Source organism: Nonlabens sp. SY33080, from assembly GCF_011784885.1.
GTDB lineage: Bacteria > Bacteroidota > Bacteroidia > Flavobacteriales > Flavobacteriaceae > Nonlabens > Nonlabens tegetincola.
Window position 1 is genome coordinate 2,535,452 of the sequence record NZ_CP050461.1, and the last position, 15,458, is coordinate 2,550,909.

A 15,458-nucleotide genomic window follows, 5' to 3' on the forward strand; every position below is an offset into this window, starting at 1 on the left:
TGCAATATGGCAGTCGATGTAACTATTACCGTGATTGATAGAGAAGGAGAGAAGCATGAACTACTTGCTCCTACAGATATGAATATGAATGTAATGGAAATTTGTAAGTCATACGAACTTCCTGTACAGGCTACATGTGGTGGAATGGCAATGTGTGCCACTTGTCAATGTTATATAATTAGTGATCATGATCTAGGAGAACGCAATGATGACGAGGAAGCTATGTTGTGGGAAGCTAGTTTTGTAAAAGATAATTCTAGATTAGGTTGTCAAATTCCAATTACCGAAGAGCTTGATGGTCTAGTTATTGAGTTAGCTCCTGAAGAATAATAACCGTTTAAATTACTAACAAAAAAAGCTGACTTTTAAGTCAGCTTTTTTTGTTTATGTTACTTCAATTACATGAGCGTAATTGGCATTTCAGCACGGTAAGTTCCCCAACCCACTTTTAAATGAATTACATTGTCTTCATTAGGAGAGTATAATGCGATTGTAAGATGTTCTAGACTATTTTCAACATTTTTTACTGGAACTTTTACAGTTACAAGATCTAATTCCGGTTTATGTCCATAGTTTCCCCATCCATCGTTTTCTGAATTGATGTGGAATACCCAATAATCCTCATGTGGAGTTACCACAATCGTATATCTACCTGCAGCAATTTTTTTACCGCCTATCATTGCGTCTTGCATTAATAATAATTCGGTACTCTCATTAGCTCCTAATCGCCATGCTTGACCATACATGGTGATACCTTTATCTTCTTTTTCTTTTTTAAATATTTCTCTGCCTTTTAATGCTGGTCTTGAATATAATACTCTAACCTTTGGAGCAGTAACGCCCTTTCTAAACGCTCTCTTAGCAGCTTCAGCTGGATAAAAAGTAGCATCCATAGGACTTTTATCAAGCTTATCATCCAATTCTTGGGCAAATAAACTTCCGGCACCTATTAAAAATGCCATTAATAGAATTTTTGTTTTCATAATATCGGGTTTTAAAAGGTCTAAACTAAATGAATTGTTCTCACAGAAGTATCACTGCCTTGTTAAATCTGTCTTAAACAGTTGTAAACCACTAGGTGGAGCAACATGACTCAAATGAATTCTATTACTTCCTATTAATGTTTTTTTGTACTCATCAAGTGAAATCTTTTCATGCCCTATATCAAAGAGAATCCCCATCATAAGCCTAATTTGATACCTTTTAAAACCGCTGCCTCGTACTCGAAAAACATAACTGATTTCAGGAAAAAAGTTTGCTGTATACATTTCATTCTCCTCAATCACTGCACTTTCGATGGTGCAAATTGTATTTGTAGTAGGTTTAGGTTTATAGGTGTAGGACCAGTAATCATGAGTTCCTACAAACATCTGGGCAGCTTGTTGCATGAGTTCTATATTGAGTTCATCCTTCATGTAAACCATTAATGGCGCACAAAAAGGATGAAACTTCTCTCCATGAGAGAATAAATAGATGTACTCTTTAATTTTAGGATGCTGGATAACATTAAAGTCTGCAGTGGTTTTCTTTATTTCTAAAGCTCTTATATCACTAGGTAAGTTTAAATTAAATTGTTCTAAAAAGTGCTCTTGATTTAAAGGTTCCTTTGCATCGAGAAAAAGTTCTACCCAGGTTTCATTAACAGATACCTTTGAATCTGTTCTACCAGCTGCAACTACTTTAAAATCATTATGGTCAAAAACAAACCTAAGCGTTCTATTAATCATGCGTTCGACTGTAGGAATATCATTAGGTTGTTGTTGCCATCCGTGAAATCTAAAACCTAAATATTGCAATTTGATCAGAAAGTACTGTCTGCTTAACTGTAAAAAGGGATCATTCTTTTTCATAAGATCTTTTACTTTTGACTATTGCTCTCCATTCCATTCTGCATAGAACTGTTCAAGAAAGTTTTCCATAAAATTATGTCGTGATTGTGCCAGTCGCTTTCCAGTAGAGGTGTTCATGAGGTCTTTAAGTAGCAGTAGTTTTTCGTAAAAATGATTGATAGTAGGGTTATTACCCTTTTTATACTCTTCTTTACTCATAGTAAGATTGGGAGGAATTTCTGGGTTGTAAAGAACATTGTTTTTATAACCGCCGTAGTTAAAGGTACGTGCAATTCCTATGGCACCCAATGCGTCTAACCTATCGGCATCTTGAACTATTTGTAGCTCTATACTGTTAAAGGATCCGGTAGTATGTCCACCTTTATAGGATACATGACGTATTATTTGCACCACGTGGTCTATAATAGAATCGTCAACACCTAATCCTTTAAGAAAAGTTGTTGCTTTGATAGGACCGGCTTCCTCGTTGCCATCATGAAATTTTGAATCGGCAATATCATGAAGTAAAGCGCCCAGTTCTACTACTAGTTTATCGCAGTCATTTTCTTGCGCCGCAATAAGTTGAGCATTACGCCACACTCGCTCAACGTGAAACCAGTCGTGACCGCCTTCTGCGTCGTGTAATTCAGATTTGACAAAACTTATAGTTTGTTCAATGATAGGTGTGTAGTTCATAAGGGATAAAGGTAGTGCGCTTTCGCGAAAGCGGAATAATCAAAATAAAATTAAACTTTCAGAAAATATTGAAAATATAAAAAATAAGTTTATATTTGAACTATGAAATTACAGGAAGCACAAGGTCAATTTATTCAAGCATGGGGCTCATTAGGCAGCTCATGGGGAATTTCTAAGAGTATGGCGCAAATTCACGCTTTACTACTGGCCTCGCCCAATGGTTTAAGTACTGATGACATCATGGGTCGTACACAGCTTTCTAGAGGAAATGTGAATACCAATGTACGTGAATTGATTAACTGGCGTCTTGTACGCAAGAAGACGGTATTAGGTGAGCGCAAAGAGTTTTTTGAGGCCATTCATGACATATATTCTATGGCACAGCATATTATGGAGGAGAGAAAACGTAGGGAGATAGAACCTGTACTTTCTTTATTAAAAGATCTAAAGAAAACAGAATTAGAAGGTAAGGATGATGAGGTGAAACATTTTCAGGTATTGATAAAAGACCTAGAAGAATTTGTCGCGCAAATGGAAAATTTATTGAATCTTGCAAGCAGGATTAATAGCAATAGTTACCTGAAGAAAATGATAAAGGCTATTTCATAGTCTTTTTTATTTCATTATAACTTTCAATAATTTCTGAAAATATAAAAATTATGAACTTAATTGCTTATGCCATTTACACCGTATTACTAGTGACAGTGATTTTACGCATTGGACATTTGTGTTACCGTCATGGACGGGTATACACCGATGCTTTTTTTCCTACAGATGCTGAGTTTTCAAAAAGCATCAACGATGTGTTATTAGTGGCTTATTATTTAATCAATCTAGGTTATGGAGTAACTGTCGTTGCGACCTGGGAAGACGTTCAAAATATCATAGGAGTTGTTCAATCCGTAACGAGTCACTTTTCAATGATTCTACTCATACTTGCTGTCTTGCATTATAGCAATTTACTCATTATTAAACTTATCTATCAATTTAAATTCAAATAATATGGAAACTTCAAAAATTATCATCGGTTATTTTATTTATGTACCTATCATGCTGGGACTTACCTATTATGTATCGCGTACGCTTTTTAAAAATGCAAAGATTTTTATGCTCGATATTTTTCATGGTAAAAACGATATCGCAACCTCAACAAACAATCTTTTTCAAATAGGATTTTACCTGTTGAATTTGGGTTTTGGGTTATGGATTCTAGAAATATCAGATTATAAATGGCACAACACGTATCAGAATCTTATAGAGGTATTAAGCGCAAAGATTGGTGGATTCTCTATCTATTTAGGTGTCATGCTTTTCATCAATCTGTTTTTCTTTTTTAGAGGTCGCAGAAAAAGCAAACAATCAAAAACTGTCGTAAAAACACCCATTTATTTATCACCTGAATCTAAGTAAACATAAAGAATTATGAGTAAAATTTTGATACCAGGAGGAACAGGGTTTTTAGGTAAATCTTTATCAAGATATTTAAAAGCACAAGGTCATGAGGTGATTACGCTTTCGCGAAAGCGTGATTCTAAGTCACTCTACTGGGATGGTGAGAATCTGGGAGAATGGGAAAAGGAACTGGAAACCGTTGATGTTATCATAAATTTAGCAGGTAAGAGCGTAGACTGTAGGTACAATCCTGCTAATATGAAAGCAATTCTAAAGTCCCGATTGTCTAGTACTGCTGTGTTACATAAAGCAGTTGAAAAGTGCAGTAATCGTCCACGAGTTTGGTTAAATGCTAGTACCGCTACTATTTATAGACATTCTGAAACCAGGCCAAACACGGAGAAAGAAGGTGTGCTAGGTGATGACTTTTCTACCAATGTAGCTCAAGAATGGGAGCGTGTTTTCTTTAACAAAGAATTGCCTGGTACTCGCAAGATTGCTATGCGTACTTCAATTGTTTTAGGAGCTACAGGTGGCGCTTTTCCTGTAATAAAACGTTTGACTAAAGTGGGATTAGGAGGAATGCAAGGTAAAGGACAACAAATGATTAGTTGGATACACGTGGATGATTTTTGCCGCGCTGTTGACTTTTTAATTCAATCAGAATTGGAAGGTGTGGTCAATGTTACGGCTCCTAAACCTGTGAGCAACAAAGATTTTATGGTTAACCTACAAAAGAGTTTGGGAATACCTATTGCCATATCACAACCTAGGTGGTTGCTAGAGCTAGGTGCTCTTTTCATGAAAACCGAGACTGAGCTAGTCCTAAAAAGTAGGTTTGTATTACCAGAGAAATTAGAAAATTCTGGTTTTAAATGGGACTACAATACCCATGATGCTGCTGTACAAGATTTGATTTAACTCTGTATATAATAATTGTCGTCTACGTTGACCTCGTTAAACTTAGACGACAATTTCATGGTTTGTTTTTTTGTAGTCGGTATGATACGTTGTTTATTGTTACCTATATAAACATCTACAGGCATGCTAAAATCATCGACCGTATTTTCCCAATAATAAACAAGTTTATTTCCTTTACTTTTAAGAACTAATTTAGGAATACGAGTATCTCTTAAGTATTGATCAAAAACTTTTTGTAGCGCAATACTCGTTTTTTCAATTAAAAAATCCTCTATTTGTTTAGTAGTAACTGTTTGATGGTAAAAAGTTTTATTCATATCGCGCAGTATTGATCTCCATTTATCGTCATCATCTACTAGTGTGCGTATGGTATGTAATAAATTGGCTCCTTTGTAATACATGTCGCCACTACCTTCATGATTAACGTTATAATGCCCTATTAAAGGTCTGTCATTTTGAATAGTTCTGCGAGTACCTATGATATACTCTTGTGCAGCTTGCTTGCCATAATAATAGTCTAGAAATAAACTTTCACTGTAGGCTGTAAAACTTTCATGAATCCACATGTCTGCAATGTCCTTATTGGTTATGCTGTTTGCAAACCACTCATGACCAGCTTCATGAATGATAATAAAATCAAACTTTAAACCCCAGCCAGTGCCCGATAAATCTCTGCCCAAATAGCCTTGTTTGAACTTATTTCCATAAGTGACAGAACTTTGATGTTCCATACCTAAATAGGGAACCTCAACTAGTTTAAAACTGTCTTCATAAAAAGGATAAGGTCCAAACCAGTGTTCAAAAGCTTTCATCATTTTTGGGGCATCGGTAAAATGGTTTTTTGCTTTTTCTAGATGATGTTCCAGAACATAATAATCCATATGTAGATCACCCTTTTCACCAGAGTAGACTTCACCGAAATGGGTGTAGTTACCTATATTGATGTTGACACCGTAATTATTTATAGGGTTTGTCACTTGCCAGGTATATGTTGTGGTGTTGTCAATGAGTTCTTTAACCTTAATTAATCTACCATTGGACACGTTCATTAAATTGGAAGGTACGTTTACTGATATTGTCATACCTTTTGCTTCTTCATACATATGATCTTTACATGGCCACCATACACTTGCTCCCAAACCTTGATTTGAAGTTGCGATGAAATGGTTCCCTTTTTCGTCTTTTTTCCATGAAAAGCCGCCGTCCCATGGAGCATTTTTTGCTTCTCTGGGATGTCCTTTAAAAAATACCGTAATAGTTTTTGTGGTAGCTACCAGTTGCTTGTCTTGTAAAAGAATATAATAGACATTACCATCACGGGTGAACTTTAATTCCTTATCATTTTGAACTACTTTGGTAATGAGCATAGGCTCCTGTAGATCAATCTGCATTTTATTATTACTTGCAAGCACCTTATAGGTTATTTGGTTGCTGCCAGAAATAAATTTTTCATCAGGTTCTACCTTAGCGCTTAGGTCGTAACGTTGTAATTCCCACCATGCACGTTCTGGAGTAATACCACCTCTCAAGCTATCTTGTCTTGTAAATTGTTTTTTATTTTGGAGTAACTGTGCTTGTGCTTGAATTCCAATTAAACAAAATATAATTAGAGTTACTACCTTGTATAACGACGTTTTATTAATCTTCATTAAAGATTGATTATAGATGCGATACCATCTGTTATCTGAATGTTTTTTTAATGCTCAAGATATGCTTGAGTAATTGTTTTTTGAGCCATTTTTCCTTGTGGCGTAAAACGTTTTGCAAAACCTCTCCATCTACTATCTTCTGCATGGTATTTCCATAAAAAACCGCCTGCCATCCAGGATTCTCCCCAAACCTTATCGAATAAGCATTGATATAAAATATCTTGAGCTTTTTCATTTACTTCATGGTGATCTTGGGCATTTTTCCATGGTTCCTTTCCGGCATAATCTGCGCTTATATAACCATATTCTGTGAACAGGATTTGTTTTTTAAAGCTAGTCGAGAAAGATTTTAATTCTTTTTTCCATTTATCCCAACTTTGATTTATGTTATCAATATCGGGTGTTTTTTTATTACAAACAGGGAAATAAGCGTCTACTCCTATATAATCCAATTCATCCCAAAATGTAACTTGTTTATAACTGTCCCAGTTACCAGCATAGGTGATTTCACCTCTATAAATAGTACGGATTTCTTCAATTAATTGTCTCCAGTAGTCTGGTCTAGCAGTTACAAAGGATTCAAGTTCTGTTCCTATACAAAATAGCCCTACTTTTTTTTCTTGTGCGATACGAGCAAATCTCAAAATATACTCACGATAGGAGTCTTCGAGAATTTGCCAATCTTCATTTGTTTTTAATTGAATGGTACCGGTGTAGGTTCCTTTGTTTATCCAAATTTGAGGTTTGAGCATTACCTCTATATTTTGATCATTCATTAGGTCAATGGTTTGTGATACACCATGCGGTTTTTCGCCCCACCAACCGTGATCTTGGTCATATATAACTTGTGGACTATCAATTGAACGCATCCAGGCATAGGGTATAACAGCTACATAATTAGCATTGTATTGAACTAGTGGTTGTACGTCATTTTTATCAATAGGATTACGGGTAGCAACAAATGAGATACCATTTATTTTATTAATTGTTTGAGGTAAGTTTGAGTTCAAAAAGGCGGTCTGGTTTGACTGTGATGAGTTCAAACAGGACATTAATAAAAGAAGAGAACAACCTATTATCAGAAAGTTTAATAAACTTTTATATGTAGCGACTTTATTCATTAACTAAGTTGTACGAAAAATTAAAGGTACATAAATCGTTCCTTTTTAGTTGCTTTTATCGATAGATTGAAAAATACATGGGTTCATTAAGCATTAAATAGGAAATATGTGTAATGTGGTGGGAATAGTTTACGCTTTCGCGAAAGCGTAATTAATCGTACTTTGTAAACACAATCGCCATCTATGGAACATATTATTATAATAGGTAATGGGATTGCAGGTGTTACTGCAGCTAGACATATTAGAAAAAACTCGAATAAGCGCATTACAATTATCTCGGCCGAAACGGATTACTTTTTCTCTCGTACAGCACTTATGTATGTTTATATGGGACACATGAAGTTTGAGCACACACAACCTTATGAAAATTGGTTTTGGAAAGAGAATCGGATTGAATTAATGAACGCTTATGTAAATAAAATACTTCCTAATGAGAATAAGATAGAGTTTGAGGATGGTAGCCACTTAGCCTACGACAAGTTAATTCTTGCTACGGGTAGTATCCCTAACAAATTTGGCTGGCCAGGACAAGATTTAAAAGGTGTTCAAGGCTTGGTAAGTAAACAAGATTTATTACAATTAGAACAAACAGCACCAAATAATAAAGTTTGTAAGCGAGCAGTAATTATCGGTGGTGGTTTAATAGGAGTAGAGCTTGCAGAAATGCTACACACTCGTGAAATACCAGTAACTTTTTTAGTTAGGGAAAAAGGATTTTGGAGAGGTGTGTTACCGATGCCTAATGCTACAATGATTTCTAATCATATAAAAGAGCACCACATAGACTTGCGCGAAGAAGAAGAACTCAAAGAGATTTTATCGGATGATAATGGTCATGTAAGAGCTGTGATTACAAAAAAGGGTGAGGAAATTCCTTGCAACCTTGTAGGATTATGTGCCGGAGTAAGACCGCAAATTGAATTTTTAAAAGAAAGCGGTATTGAATATAATCGTGGTATTATGGTTAATCGTAATCTTCAAACCAATTTTTCAAATATATATGCCATAGGAGATTGTGCAGAACAGCGAGAACCTGTCGGTGAACGCAAAGCGGTTGAGGCTGTATGGTATACAGGAAGGATGATGGGTGAGGTAGTAGCTCAAAACATTTGTGGAAATCCTGTAAGATGGAATCCTGGTCACTGGTTTAATAGTGCTAAATTTTTTGAGATTGAATACCAAACCTATGGTTGGGTATGGAATAACCCTAAGGAAGGAAATGATCATTTTACATGGAAAGGTAATGATGGGCGTAGTATGATAACTATTGAGTATGAAATAGCCTCACGTAAATTTATCGGTATTAATACGTTTAATATACGCATGCGTCATGAGGTTTTTGATAAGTGGCTTAATGAAGAACAAACTATAGATCACGTTGTTCATAACTTAAGGGATGCTTGCTTTAATCCAGAGTTTTTTAAAGAACCTTATCACGATATAAAAAGTCAATTTTCTAATCTATTAACAAACTAATATTATGAGTACGTATCAACGTAATATGGCTTTAACAGGTGAGCCGCCTAAAGCATTTAACACTGGTCAAAAAGTAGGATCTGCGATTGGTTTGTTTGGTTTGGGAATACTGGTATTATCAATATTCAATATCACTTTTCCTAATAAAGCTCTATGGCTTACCATTAGTCTCTCAATGATTGCAGGTGGGATAATCTGGTTTGCCCGTTCTCAATATAAAACCACGCAGCCAGGAATTAAAAATAATGGAGTCTGGTTTAAATCTATATCAAGTCGTGGTTTATTAGGATGGTTATCTGCGGTAGGCTTATGTGGTTTTTATATAGTCCTTTATTTCTATCCTCAATATTTAGGACAAGGTTCAGATGGGGCAGCAAATACAGGGCTAATTGGATTGTTTGATCCATTGTCTTATTTGTTAAAGGGTCAACCTGCAAGTCAATGGTTTGTTTATGGTGTTCTTTATACTATAGCTATAATATCTTTTGGGATAAAGTTTTTGATGAAATACCGTCACAATAGGTATGAACGATTACGTACCTATAGCGTTATGTTTTTTCAAACAGCATTCGCATTTTTAATACCTGAAATAATGGCTGGATTAAACGGTGACTTGCCGTACTATGATCTTAAAAATATTTGGCCACTTAATTATTATCTGTTTGATCAATGGAATGTAAACGGATTGCTGGCAAATGGTAGTGTAGGTCTTACCTTGCTGTTATGGGGAATTGCTTCCATTTTTGTAATTACTCCTATTTTAACTTATAAATACGGTAAACGATGGTACTGCAGTTGGGTTTGCGGTTGCGGTGGACTTGCAGAAACCGCTGGTGATGCATTCAGACAACTATCGGATAAATCAAGGAAGGCTTGGAAAGTAGAACGTTGGTTGGTTCACACGGTGCTGGTTTTTGCCGTTACAAGCACAACGGGAGTAATACATTCGTATTTAGGCGATGGATCAAAATATTGGTTGAGCGCTACAACCTTTTTAATAGGAGTAGCAGTTTTCTTGACGTTGTTGCTTGCGTTTATATGGATATTTAGAAGAGAAGAATTAAAAAAAGATGCAAAATTTGGAGCAGTTGGTTTTCTTGTGATTATACTGTCTTTTATAGCAATGCATTTCTTTTCTCAAACCGATTCTTTGTTTTTCTTCAAATCCCATGAAGTAAGATCTACGTATGGATTTTTAATTGGATCTATTTTTAGCGGAGTTGTAGGAACAGGTTTTTATCCAATTATGGGAAGTAGGGTATGGTGTAGATTCGGTTGTCCGATGGCAGCAATTTTAGGTTTACAGCAGCGATTGTTTTCTAAATTCAGAATCACTACAAATGGAGGTCAATGTATCTCATGTGGTAATTGTTCTACATACTGTGAAATGGGAATTGATGTTCGTGCCTATGCGCAAAAAGGTGAGAACATAGTAAGAGCAAGTTGTGTGGGCTGTGGAGTTTGTAGTGCTGTATGTCCACGTGGTGTTCTTAAACTAGAGAATGGCCCATTAGAAGGACGTATAAATCCAAAGGATGTGCTGTTAGGACAAGATGTAGACCTAATGGACCTGCTAAAAAAATAAAGGTATTTAGAAAACCTGTTTAAATAAAAAACGTTCTAGAATCAACTAGAACGTTTTTTTATGATAAGATGAGGTTGAAACCTTAAATAGCTATTGCTCTATTTAAAATTAATCCTAGATATAGATTAACTTTTTTCTTCAATTCACTTCTAGGAACGATAAAGTCTAAAAATCCTTTTTCTAATACAAACTCGGCTGTTTGAAAACCTTCAGGAAGTTCTTTACCTGTCGTGTCACGAACAACTCTAGGGCCAGCAAAACCGATAAGTGCACCAGGCTCTGCAATGTTAATATCACCTAGCATTGCAAATGAAGCGGTTGTACCACCGGTCGTTGGGTCTGTACACAATGAGATGTATGGTATACCAGCCTCAGCAAGTTGAGCAAGTTTTGCACTTGTTTTTGCAAGTTGCATTAGGGATAAAGCAGCTTCCATCATACGAGCACCACCAGATTTTGAAATGATCATAAATGGAATGTTGTTCTTTAACGAATAGTCTGCAGCACGAGCAATTTTTTCACCTACGACACTACCCATCGAACCACCAATGAAAGAAAAGTCCATACAAGCAATGACAAGGTCGTGTCCATTTGATTTACCAACAGCAGTACGCACAGCATCATTAAGACCTGTCTTTTTCTTAGCTGCTTCTAGTCTGTCAGTGTACTTTTTAGTATCCTCAAAATTTAGAGGATCTTTAGAAAGAATATCTGGATTAAGTTCTTTGAATTCATTGTTGTCAAACATGATTTCAAAATATTCTTTACTTCCTACACGTACATGATATCCATCCTCTGGACTTACGTAGAAGTTGTTTTTAAGTTGTTCTGCATCTACTATTTTTCCAGTAGGTGACTTGTACCACAATCCTTTAGGTGTGTCTTTTTTAGCCTCAGTAGGTGTGGTTATACCTTTTTTATCTCTTTTAAACCAAGCCATAATTAAGTTATGATTTTAGGGTTGTAAGGTGAGAAGTATTCTCTTCTCAAAACTACCGTTTTTTAGTTTAGTGTTATCTATTAATCCTCAAAAATCAGATTAAAGAGTGTTTATATTATTTAAGTCTTCAAAAGCTTGTTTTAATCTCGCTTTGAAAGAATCTTCACCTACACGCAACCATTTACGTGGGTCATAATACTTTTTGTTAGGCGCATCGGCTCCAGTTGGATTTCCTATTTGTGACAGCAGGTAATCATTGTTAGTATCCATATACCCTTTGATACCAGTGGCAAAAGCCCATTGTAAATCGGTGTCAATATTCATTTTAATTACACCATATCCTATTGCTTCTCTTATTTCCTCTAATGTAGATCCAGAACCACCATGGAAAACAAAATCTATATGATTGTTTTCTACTCCATATTTGTTTGAAATGTACTCTTGAGAATTTTTAAGGATTTTTGGAGTAAGTTTTACGTTACCAGGTTTGTATACACCGTGAACGTTTCCAAAAGCAGCAGCAATCGTAAAACGGTTACTAACCTTGCTTAATTCTTCATAAGCATAAGCAACTTCTTCCGGTTGGGTATATAGTTTTGACTCATCCACATCGCTATTATCTACTCCATCTTCTTCACCGCCGGTAATTCCTAATTCGATTTCTAGTGTCATGTTCATTTTCTCCATGCGCTCTAGATACCTTTTACATATTTCTATGTTTTCTTCTAGAGGTTCCTCACTTAGGTCAATCATGTGAGAAGAGAATAGACTTTTTCCGCTTTCGCGAAAGCGAGCCTCACTAGCATCTAATAGTCCGTCGATCCAAGGTAATAGATTTTTTGCACAATGGTCAGTATGCAGAATAACCGTTGCGCCGTAAGCTTCGGCCAGTTGATGAACATGTTGAGCACCTGCTATACTACCTAATACGGCTGCACGCTGGTTCTCATTACTTAGACCTTTACCAGCATTGAATTGAGCTCCACCATTTGAATACTGTATGATGACAGGCGAATTCAATTCTGCAGCAGTTTCCAAAACGGCATTTACAGAATTTGATCCTACAACGTTTACTGCTGGTAAGGCATATCCTTTGGCTTTAGCATGGTTAAATATTTCTTGAACTTGGTCGCCAGTAGCAACTCCTGGTTTTATGTTGTGACTCATGTGTTTCAATTCTTAAGTTAACAAAAATAGGTAATTATAAGCAGCTATCCTTAATATACCAGTGAGTGTGTCAACTATTTGCAGTTTAATGTCCTACAACGTTTTAGAACGGGTAATTAATCCCTACGTTAAGAACAGCACGATTAAATTTCATTTCTTTGAACCATCTTTCACCTGGATCGGCAGCAGGATTGTATGTTTTAAAACCAGCATCTAATCTCATTACGAAAAATCCAAAGTCATAACGTAATCCAACACCAGTACCTATTGCAAGAGCACCTAGGTCAGAAAAATCATTAAATATAGCATCTGGATCGTCCTCACTATCTAGCACATTCCATATGTTACCGATGTCGGCAAAAACGGCACCTTTAAACGCACCGGTAATAGGAAATCGATATTCTGCATTTAAAGCAATTTTCATATTGGCTTCATTGAAATCGTTAATTCCACCAGTTCTTCCTGGACCTAATTCATAAGCTTGCCAAGCACGGTTGTCGTTGGGACCACCTGCAAAGAAAGATCTTATGAATGGAATGTTATCCGAGTTTCCATAAGGTATTGCAATACCAGCAAAGGTTCTTATTGCTAACACATGACCGTTGTAATACTGCCAGTGTTTTACATAATCAAACTCTGTTTTTACATACTGTGAAAACTCAACTCCAAAAACCTCCTTTTGTCCATTGCTGTTTTCTTCAACCCCAGCTAAATCTGAAATTCCGGCAAGGACATTTCCTGCGAGTTCTACTCTAACGCTTATTCGTGAGAAATCATCATCATAGATTCCTTGCCTATTATTACGAATCCAGTTGTAACTAGAACTTATTATAAGGTTGTTTTGAGATAAACGTTGTCTTCTTTCCCTTATATTACGTATTACTTGCTGCTGTTCTGTAGTTGTAGATAAAGTGCCATTTAATCCATCTTGAATAAATTGAGAAGTTCCATCAGGTACAATTAGGTCGCCTTCATCATTTACATAGGTAGGACTGCTCAGGCTTAAATCATTTGCAATATCATTTAAACTACCATAGCTGCTGCGATAGACATTGAAAAAGTTGCCTGGATCTAAATTGCGCACGTACTGTGCATTCACTAATTCAAAAATGGTACTTTTTACTGGCGTTTGCTGCCAATTATACCTTAATGCACCTTGTAAACTTTGTTTGTCTAGACCGATGTTAGTTTGACTGGTAAATCCAATGGTAAAATCGGTAGATGGTGACATGTACTTAGGAATGAAACCATCTGTTTCAAAGGGTACAAATAACCTAGGGAATGATAATCGCGCATCAGCGCCAAATTCTTGTAGATCAAAAAATCTAGAATCTCCTGTTGCTGCATTTGAACTTGCTCCTATATTTCCTCTAAAGGAGATGTCTAGCAACTCACTTCCTTTAAATAAGTTACGTATGAGTAATGAAGTGTTTAAACCAATACCTAATGTTTGAATGTTGCTGTGTGTAGCCTCTGGTGCGATTTTTACATTAAACTTTTTCTTTGAGGTAAGAAGAACATTGGCTATCAGATCACGACCAGTTGAATCTGCAGGATCTGATACATAGCGTATTTGTGGATACAAAAAACTCTGTAGCTCAGTAATGCGCTTATAAGTTCGATCTCGATCTAGATCACGATAGATATCGCCTTCATGAAAGAACACAGCATCAGTTAATGTATTACTGCGGTATTTACGTTTTCCATATCTAATGATATTGTAATCTTCATACCTAGTGGTATCTGCTGGAATACTATCTAGCTCATTTGTATAGTCTGGAATGATATTTACCTTACTTATTTTATGAACTCTAAATGGGGTTGTATAGGTAGAATCGCCTAATTGTTCTTCTCTGTCTTTGATAATAAGCGTGATGTTTGCTTTATGATCGGTATTAACAGTGTCACCTTCAAATTTTATATATTCTTTTTCCATGTGATAGGCTCCATGGTTTCTAAAGTAAGTATTTAGTCTATCACGTTCGTCAGTAAAATTTTGGGATAGATATTGTTCTCCAGCTACGACAAAACTTTTTCCTTTTGTAATTTGATATAATGAATCTATCGCTGTTGATTCTATTTTTGATTTGATTGAGTCAATTATGTAAGGTTGGTTGCGCTCAACTTTATATAAAATTTCGGCTCTTTTTTTTCTGGACTTTTCTATAATTTCATGAGAAACCTCTGTGTTAAAGTACCCTTGATTCCAGTACCAGGCTTTTAAACGCTCTTCGGATTTTGTGACGAGCTCTTTGTCTATTATCGCCGGTGATTCTCCAGTACGTTTTAACCACTTATTGAAGTCGATTAATGAATTGTAAAGTTTGTTAGTTTGCTTTCGCGAAAGCGTGTTTTCCAAAAACTCATCAGTACCAGAATGACTATTCTTCCAGGCAGCGACAAGAGAGTCTTTGTTGGGTCTTGCTAAATTATAAATATGTAATCGTAGTGGGTAACCTATAAGTGGTAGTTTTGTATTAGGTTGTAGTGCTGGTAAAGTTTTTACTCTAGGATCATCTGGCGCTAGACTATCAACTAAAATTCTATTTTTAACAAGTAGATTTTTGTTTTGCGGCACTCTTTTTACCGCATTACAAGAAACGATAAGTAATAATAGAGTGCATATGGCTGCTATATGTAGAGTAAATCGTTTCTTTGTCATTCTAAAAATCAAAAGTATTA

General features: G+C 35.9%; 15 protein-coding genes. 7 read left to right on the forward strand and 8 right to left on the reverse strand.

Features of this window, described 5'->3' with window-relative positions; genetic code table 11:
• Nucleotides 1–6: 6 nt before the first annotated feature.
• Nucleotides 7–330, forward strand: a complete 324-nt coding sequence (locus HCN53_RS11445; RefSeq protein WP_042275921.1) for a 2Fe-2S iron-sulfur cluster-binding protein — start codon at nt 7–9, stop codon at nt 328–330.
• A 68-nt stretch (nt 331–398) separates the two neighbouring features.
• Here HCN53_RS11445 and HCN53_RS11450 read toward each other — a convergent pair whose 3' ends face one another.
• The 3 genes from HCN53_RS11450 to HCN53_RS11460 are packed head-to-tail and all read right to left on the reverse strand — an operon-like array spanning nt 399 to nt 2,525.
• A complete protein-coding gene (locus HCN53_RS11450) occupies nt 399–983 on the reverse strand; it encodes a DUF2911 domain-containing protein (RefSeq protein WP_085774105.1) in 585 nt (194 codons plus the stop codon).
• Nucleotides 984–1,034: 51 nt separating this feature from the next.
• A complete protein-coding gene (locus tag HCN53_RS11455; protein ID WP_167343026.1) occupies nt 1,035–1,850 on the reverse strand; it encodes a tRNA pseudouridine synthase A in 816 nt (271 codons plus the stop codon).
• 18 nt (nt 1,851–1,868) lie between these two features.
• On the reverse strand, nt 1,869–2,525 hold the full coding sequence (locus HCN53_RS11460) for an HD domain-containing protein (RefSeq protein WP_167343027.1): 657 nt from the start codon (nt 2,523–2,525) through the stop codon (nt 1,869–1,871).
• Nucleotides 2,526–2,627: 102 nt separating this feature from the next.
• Between HCN53_RS11460 and HCN53_RS11465 the strand changes: the two genes are divergently transcribed.
• From HCN53_RS11465 to HCN53_RS11480, 4 genes are read left to right on the forward strand one after another with little or no spacing between them, the layout of a single operon-like run.
• A complete protein-coding gene (locus tag HCN53_RS11465; RefSeq protein ID WP_167343028.1) occupies nt 2,628–3,134 on the forward strand; it encodes a GbsR/MarR family transcriptional regulator in 507 nt (168 codons plus the stop codon).
• Nucleotides 3,135–3,184: 50 nt separating this feature from the next.
• Nucleotides 3,185–3,526, forward strand: coding sequence for a hypothetical protein (locus HCN53_RS11470; protein ID WP_105018288.1), 342 nt, complete (start codon nt 3,185–3,187; stop codon nt 3,524–3,526).
• A gap of 1 nt (nt 3,527) precedes the next feature.
• Nucleotides 3,528–3,935, forward strand: a complete 408-nt coding sequence (locus HCN53_RS11475; protein WP_060523197.1) for a hypothetical protein — start codon at nt 3,528–3,530, stop codon at nt 3,933–3,935.
• Between the two features lie 12 nt (nt 3,936–3,947).
• Nucleotides 3,948–4,838: a TIGR01777 family oxidoreductase gene (locus HCN53_RS11480; RefSeq protein ID WP_167343029.1), complete on the forward strand. Its 891-nt coding sequence runs from the start codon at nt 3,948–3,950 to the stop codon at nt 4,836–4,838.
• Here HCN53_RS11480 and HCN53_RS11485 read toward each other — a convergent pair.
• Nucleotides 4,835–6,487, reverse strand: a complete 1,653-nt coding sequence (locus HCN53_RS11485) for a M1 family metallopeptidase (protein WP_167343030.1) — start codon at nt 6,485–6,487, stop codon at nt 4,835–4,837. The genes HCN53_RS11480 and HCN53_RS11485 overlap by 4 nt on opposite strands.
• A 47-nt stretch (nt 6,488–6,534) precedes the next feature.
• The gene (locus HCN53_RS11490) at nt 6,535–7,497 is read right to left on the reverse strand and encodes a glycoside hydrolase family 113 (RefSeq protein WP_167343031.1); all 963 of its coding nucleotides are present in this window, start codon (nt 7,495–7,497) and stop codon (nt 6,535–6,537) included.
• Between the two features lie 294 nt (nt 7,498–7,791).
• Here HCN53_RS11490 and HCN53_RS11495 point away from each other — a divergent pair, with 294 nt between their 5' ends.
• The gene (locus HCN53_RS11495) at nt 7,792–9,084 is read left to right on the forward strand and encodes an NAD(P)/FAD-dependent oxidoreductase (protein ID WP_167343032.1); all 1,293 of its coding nucleotides are present in this window, start codon (nt 7,792–7,794) and stop codon (nt 9,082–9,084) included.
• Between the two features lie 4 nt (nt 9,085–9,088).
• On the forward strand, nt 9,089–10,669 hold the full coding sequence (locus tag HCN53_RS11500; protein WP_167343033.1) for a 4Fe-4S binding protein: 1,581 nt from the start codon (nt 9,089–9,091) through the stop codon (nt 10,667–10,669).
• A gap of 82 nt (nt 10,670–10,751) precedes the next feature.
• On the opposite strand, the gene accD is transcribed toward HCN53_RS11500, so the two are convergent.
• From accD to HCN53_RS11515, 3 genes are all read right to left on the reverse strand, one after another.
• Nucleotides 10,752–11,609, reverse strand: coding sequence for an acetyl-CoA carboxylase, carboxyltransferase subunit beta (gene accD, locus HCN53_RS11505; RefSeq protein ID WP_042275894.1), 858 nt, complete (start codon nt 11,607–11,609; stop codon nt 10,752–10,754).
• A gap of 99 nt (nt 11,610–11,708) precedes the next feature.
• Nucleotides 11,709–12,776: a class II fructose-bisphosphate aldolase gene (gene fbaA, locus HCN53_RS11510; protein WP_167343034.1), complete on the reverse strand. Its 1,068-nt coding sequence runs from the start codon at nt 12,774–12,776 to the stop codon at nt 11,709–11,711.
• 103 nt (nt 12,777–12,879) lie between these two features.
• Nucleotides 12,880–15,438, reverse strand: coding sequence for a BamA/TamA family outer membrane protein (locus HCN53_RS11515; protein WP_167343035.1), 2,559 nt, complete (start codon nt 15,436–15,438; stop codon nt 12,880–12,882).
• Nucleotides 15,439–15,458 lie beyond the last annotated feature (20 nt).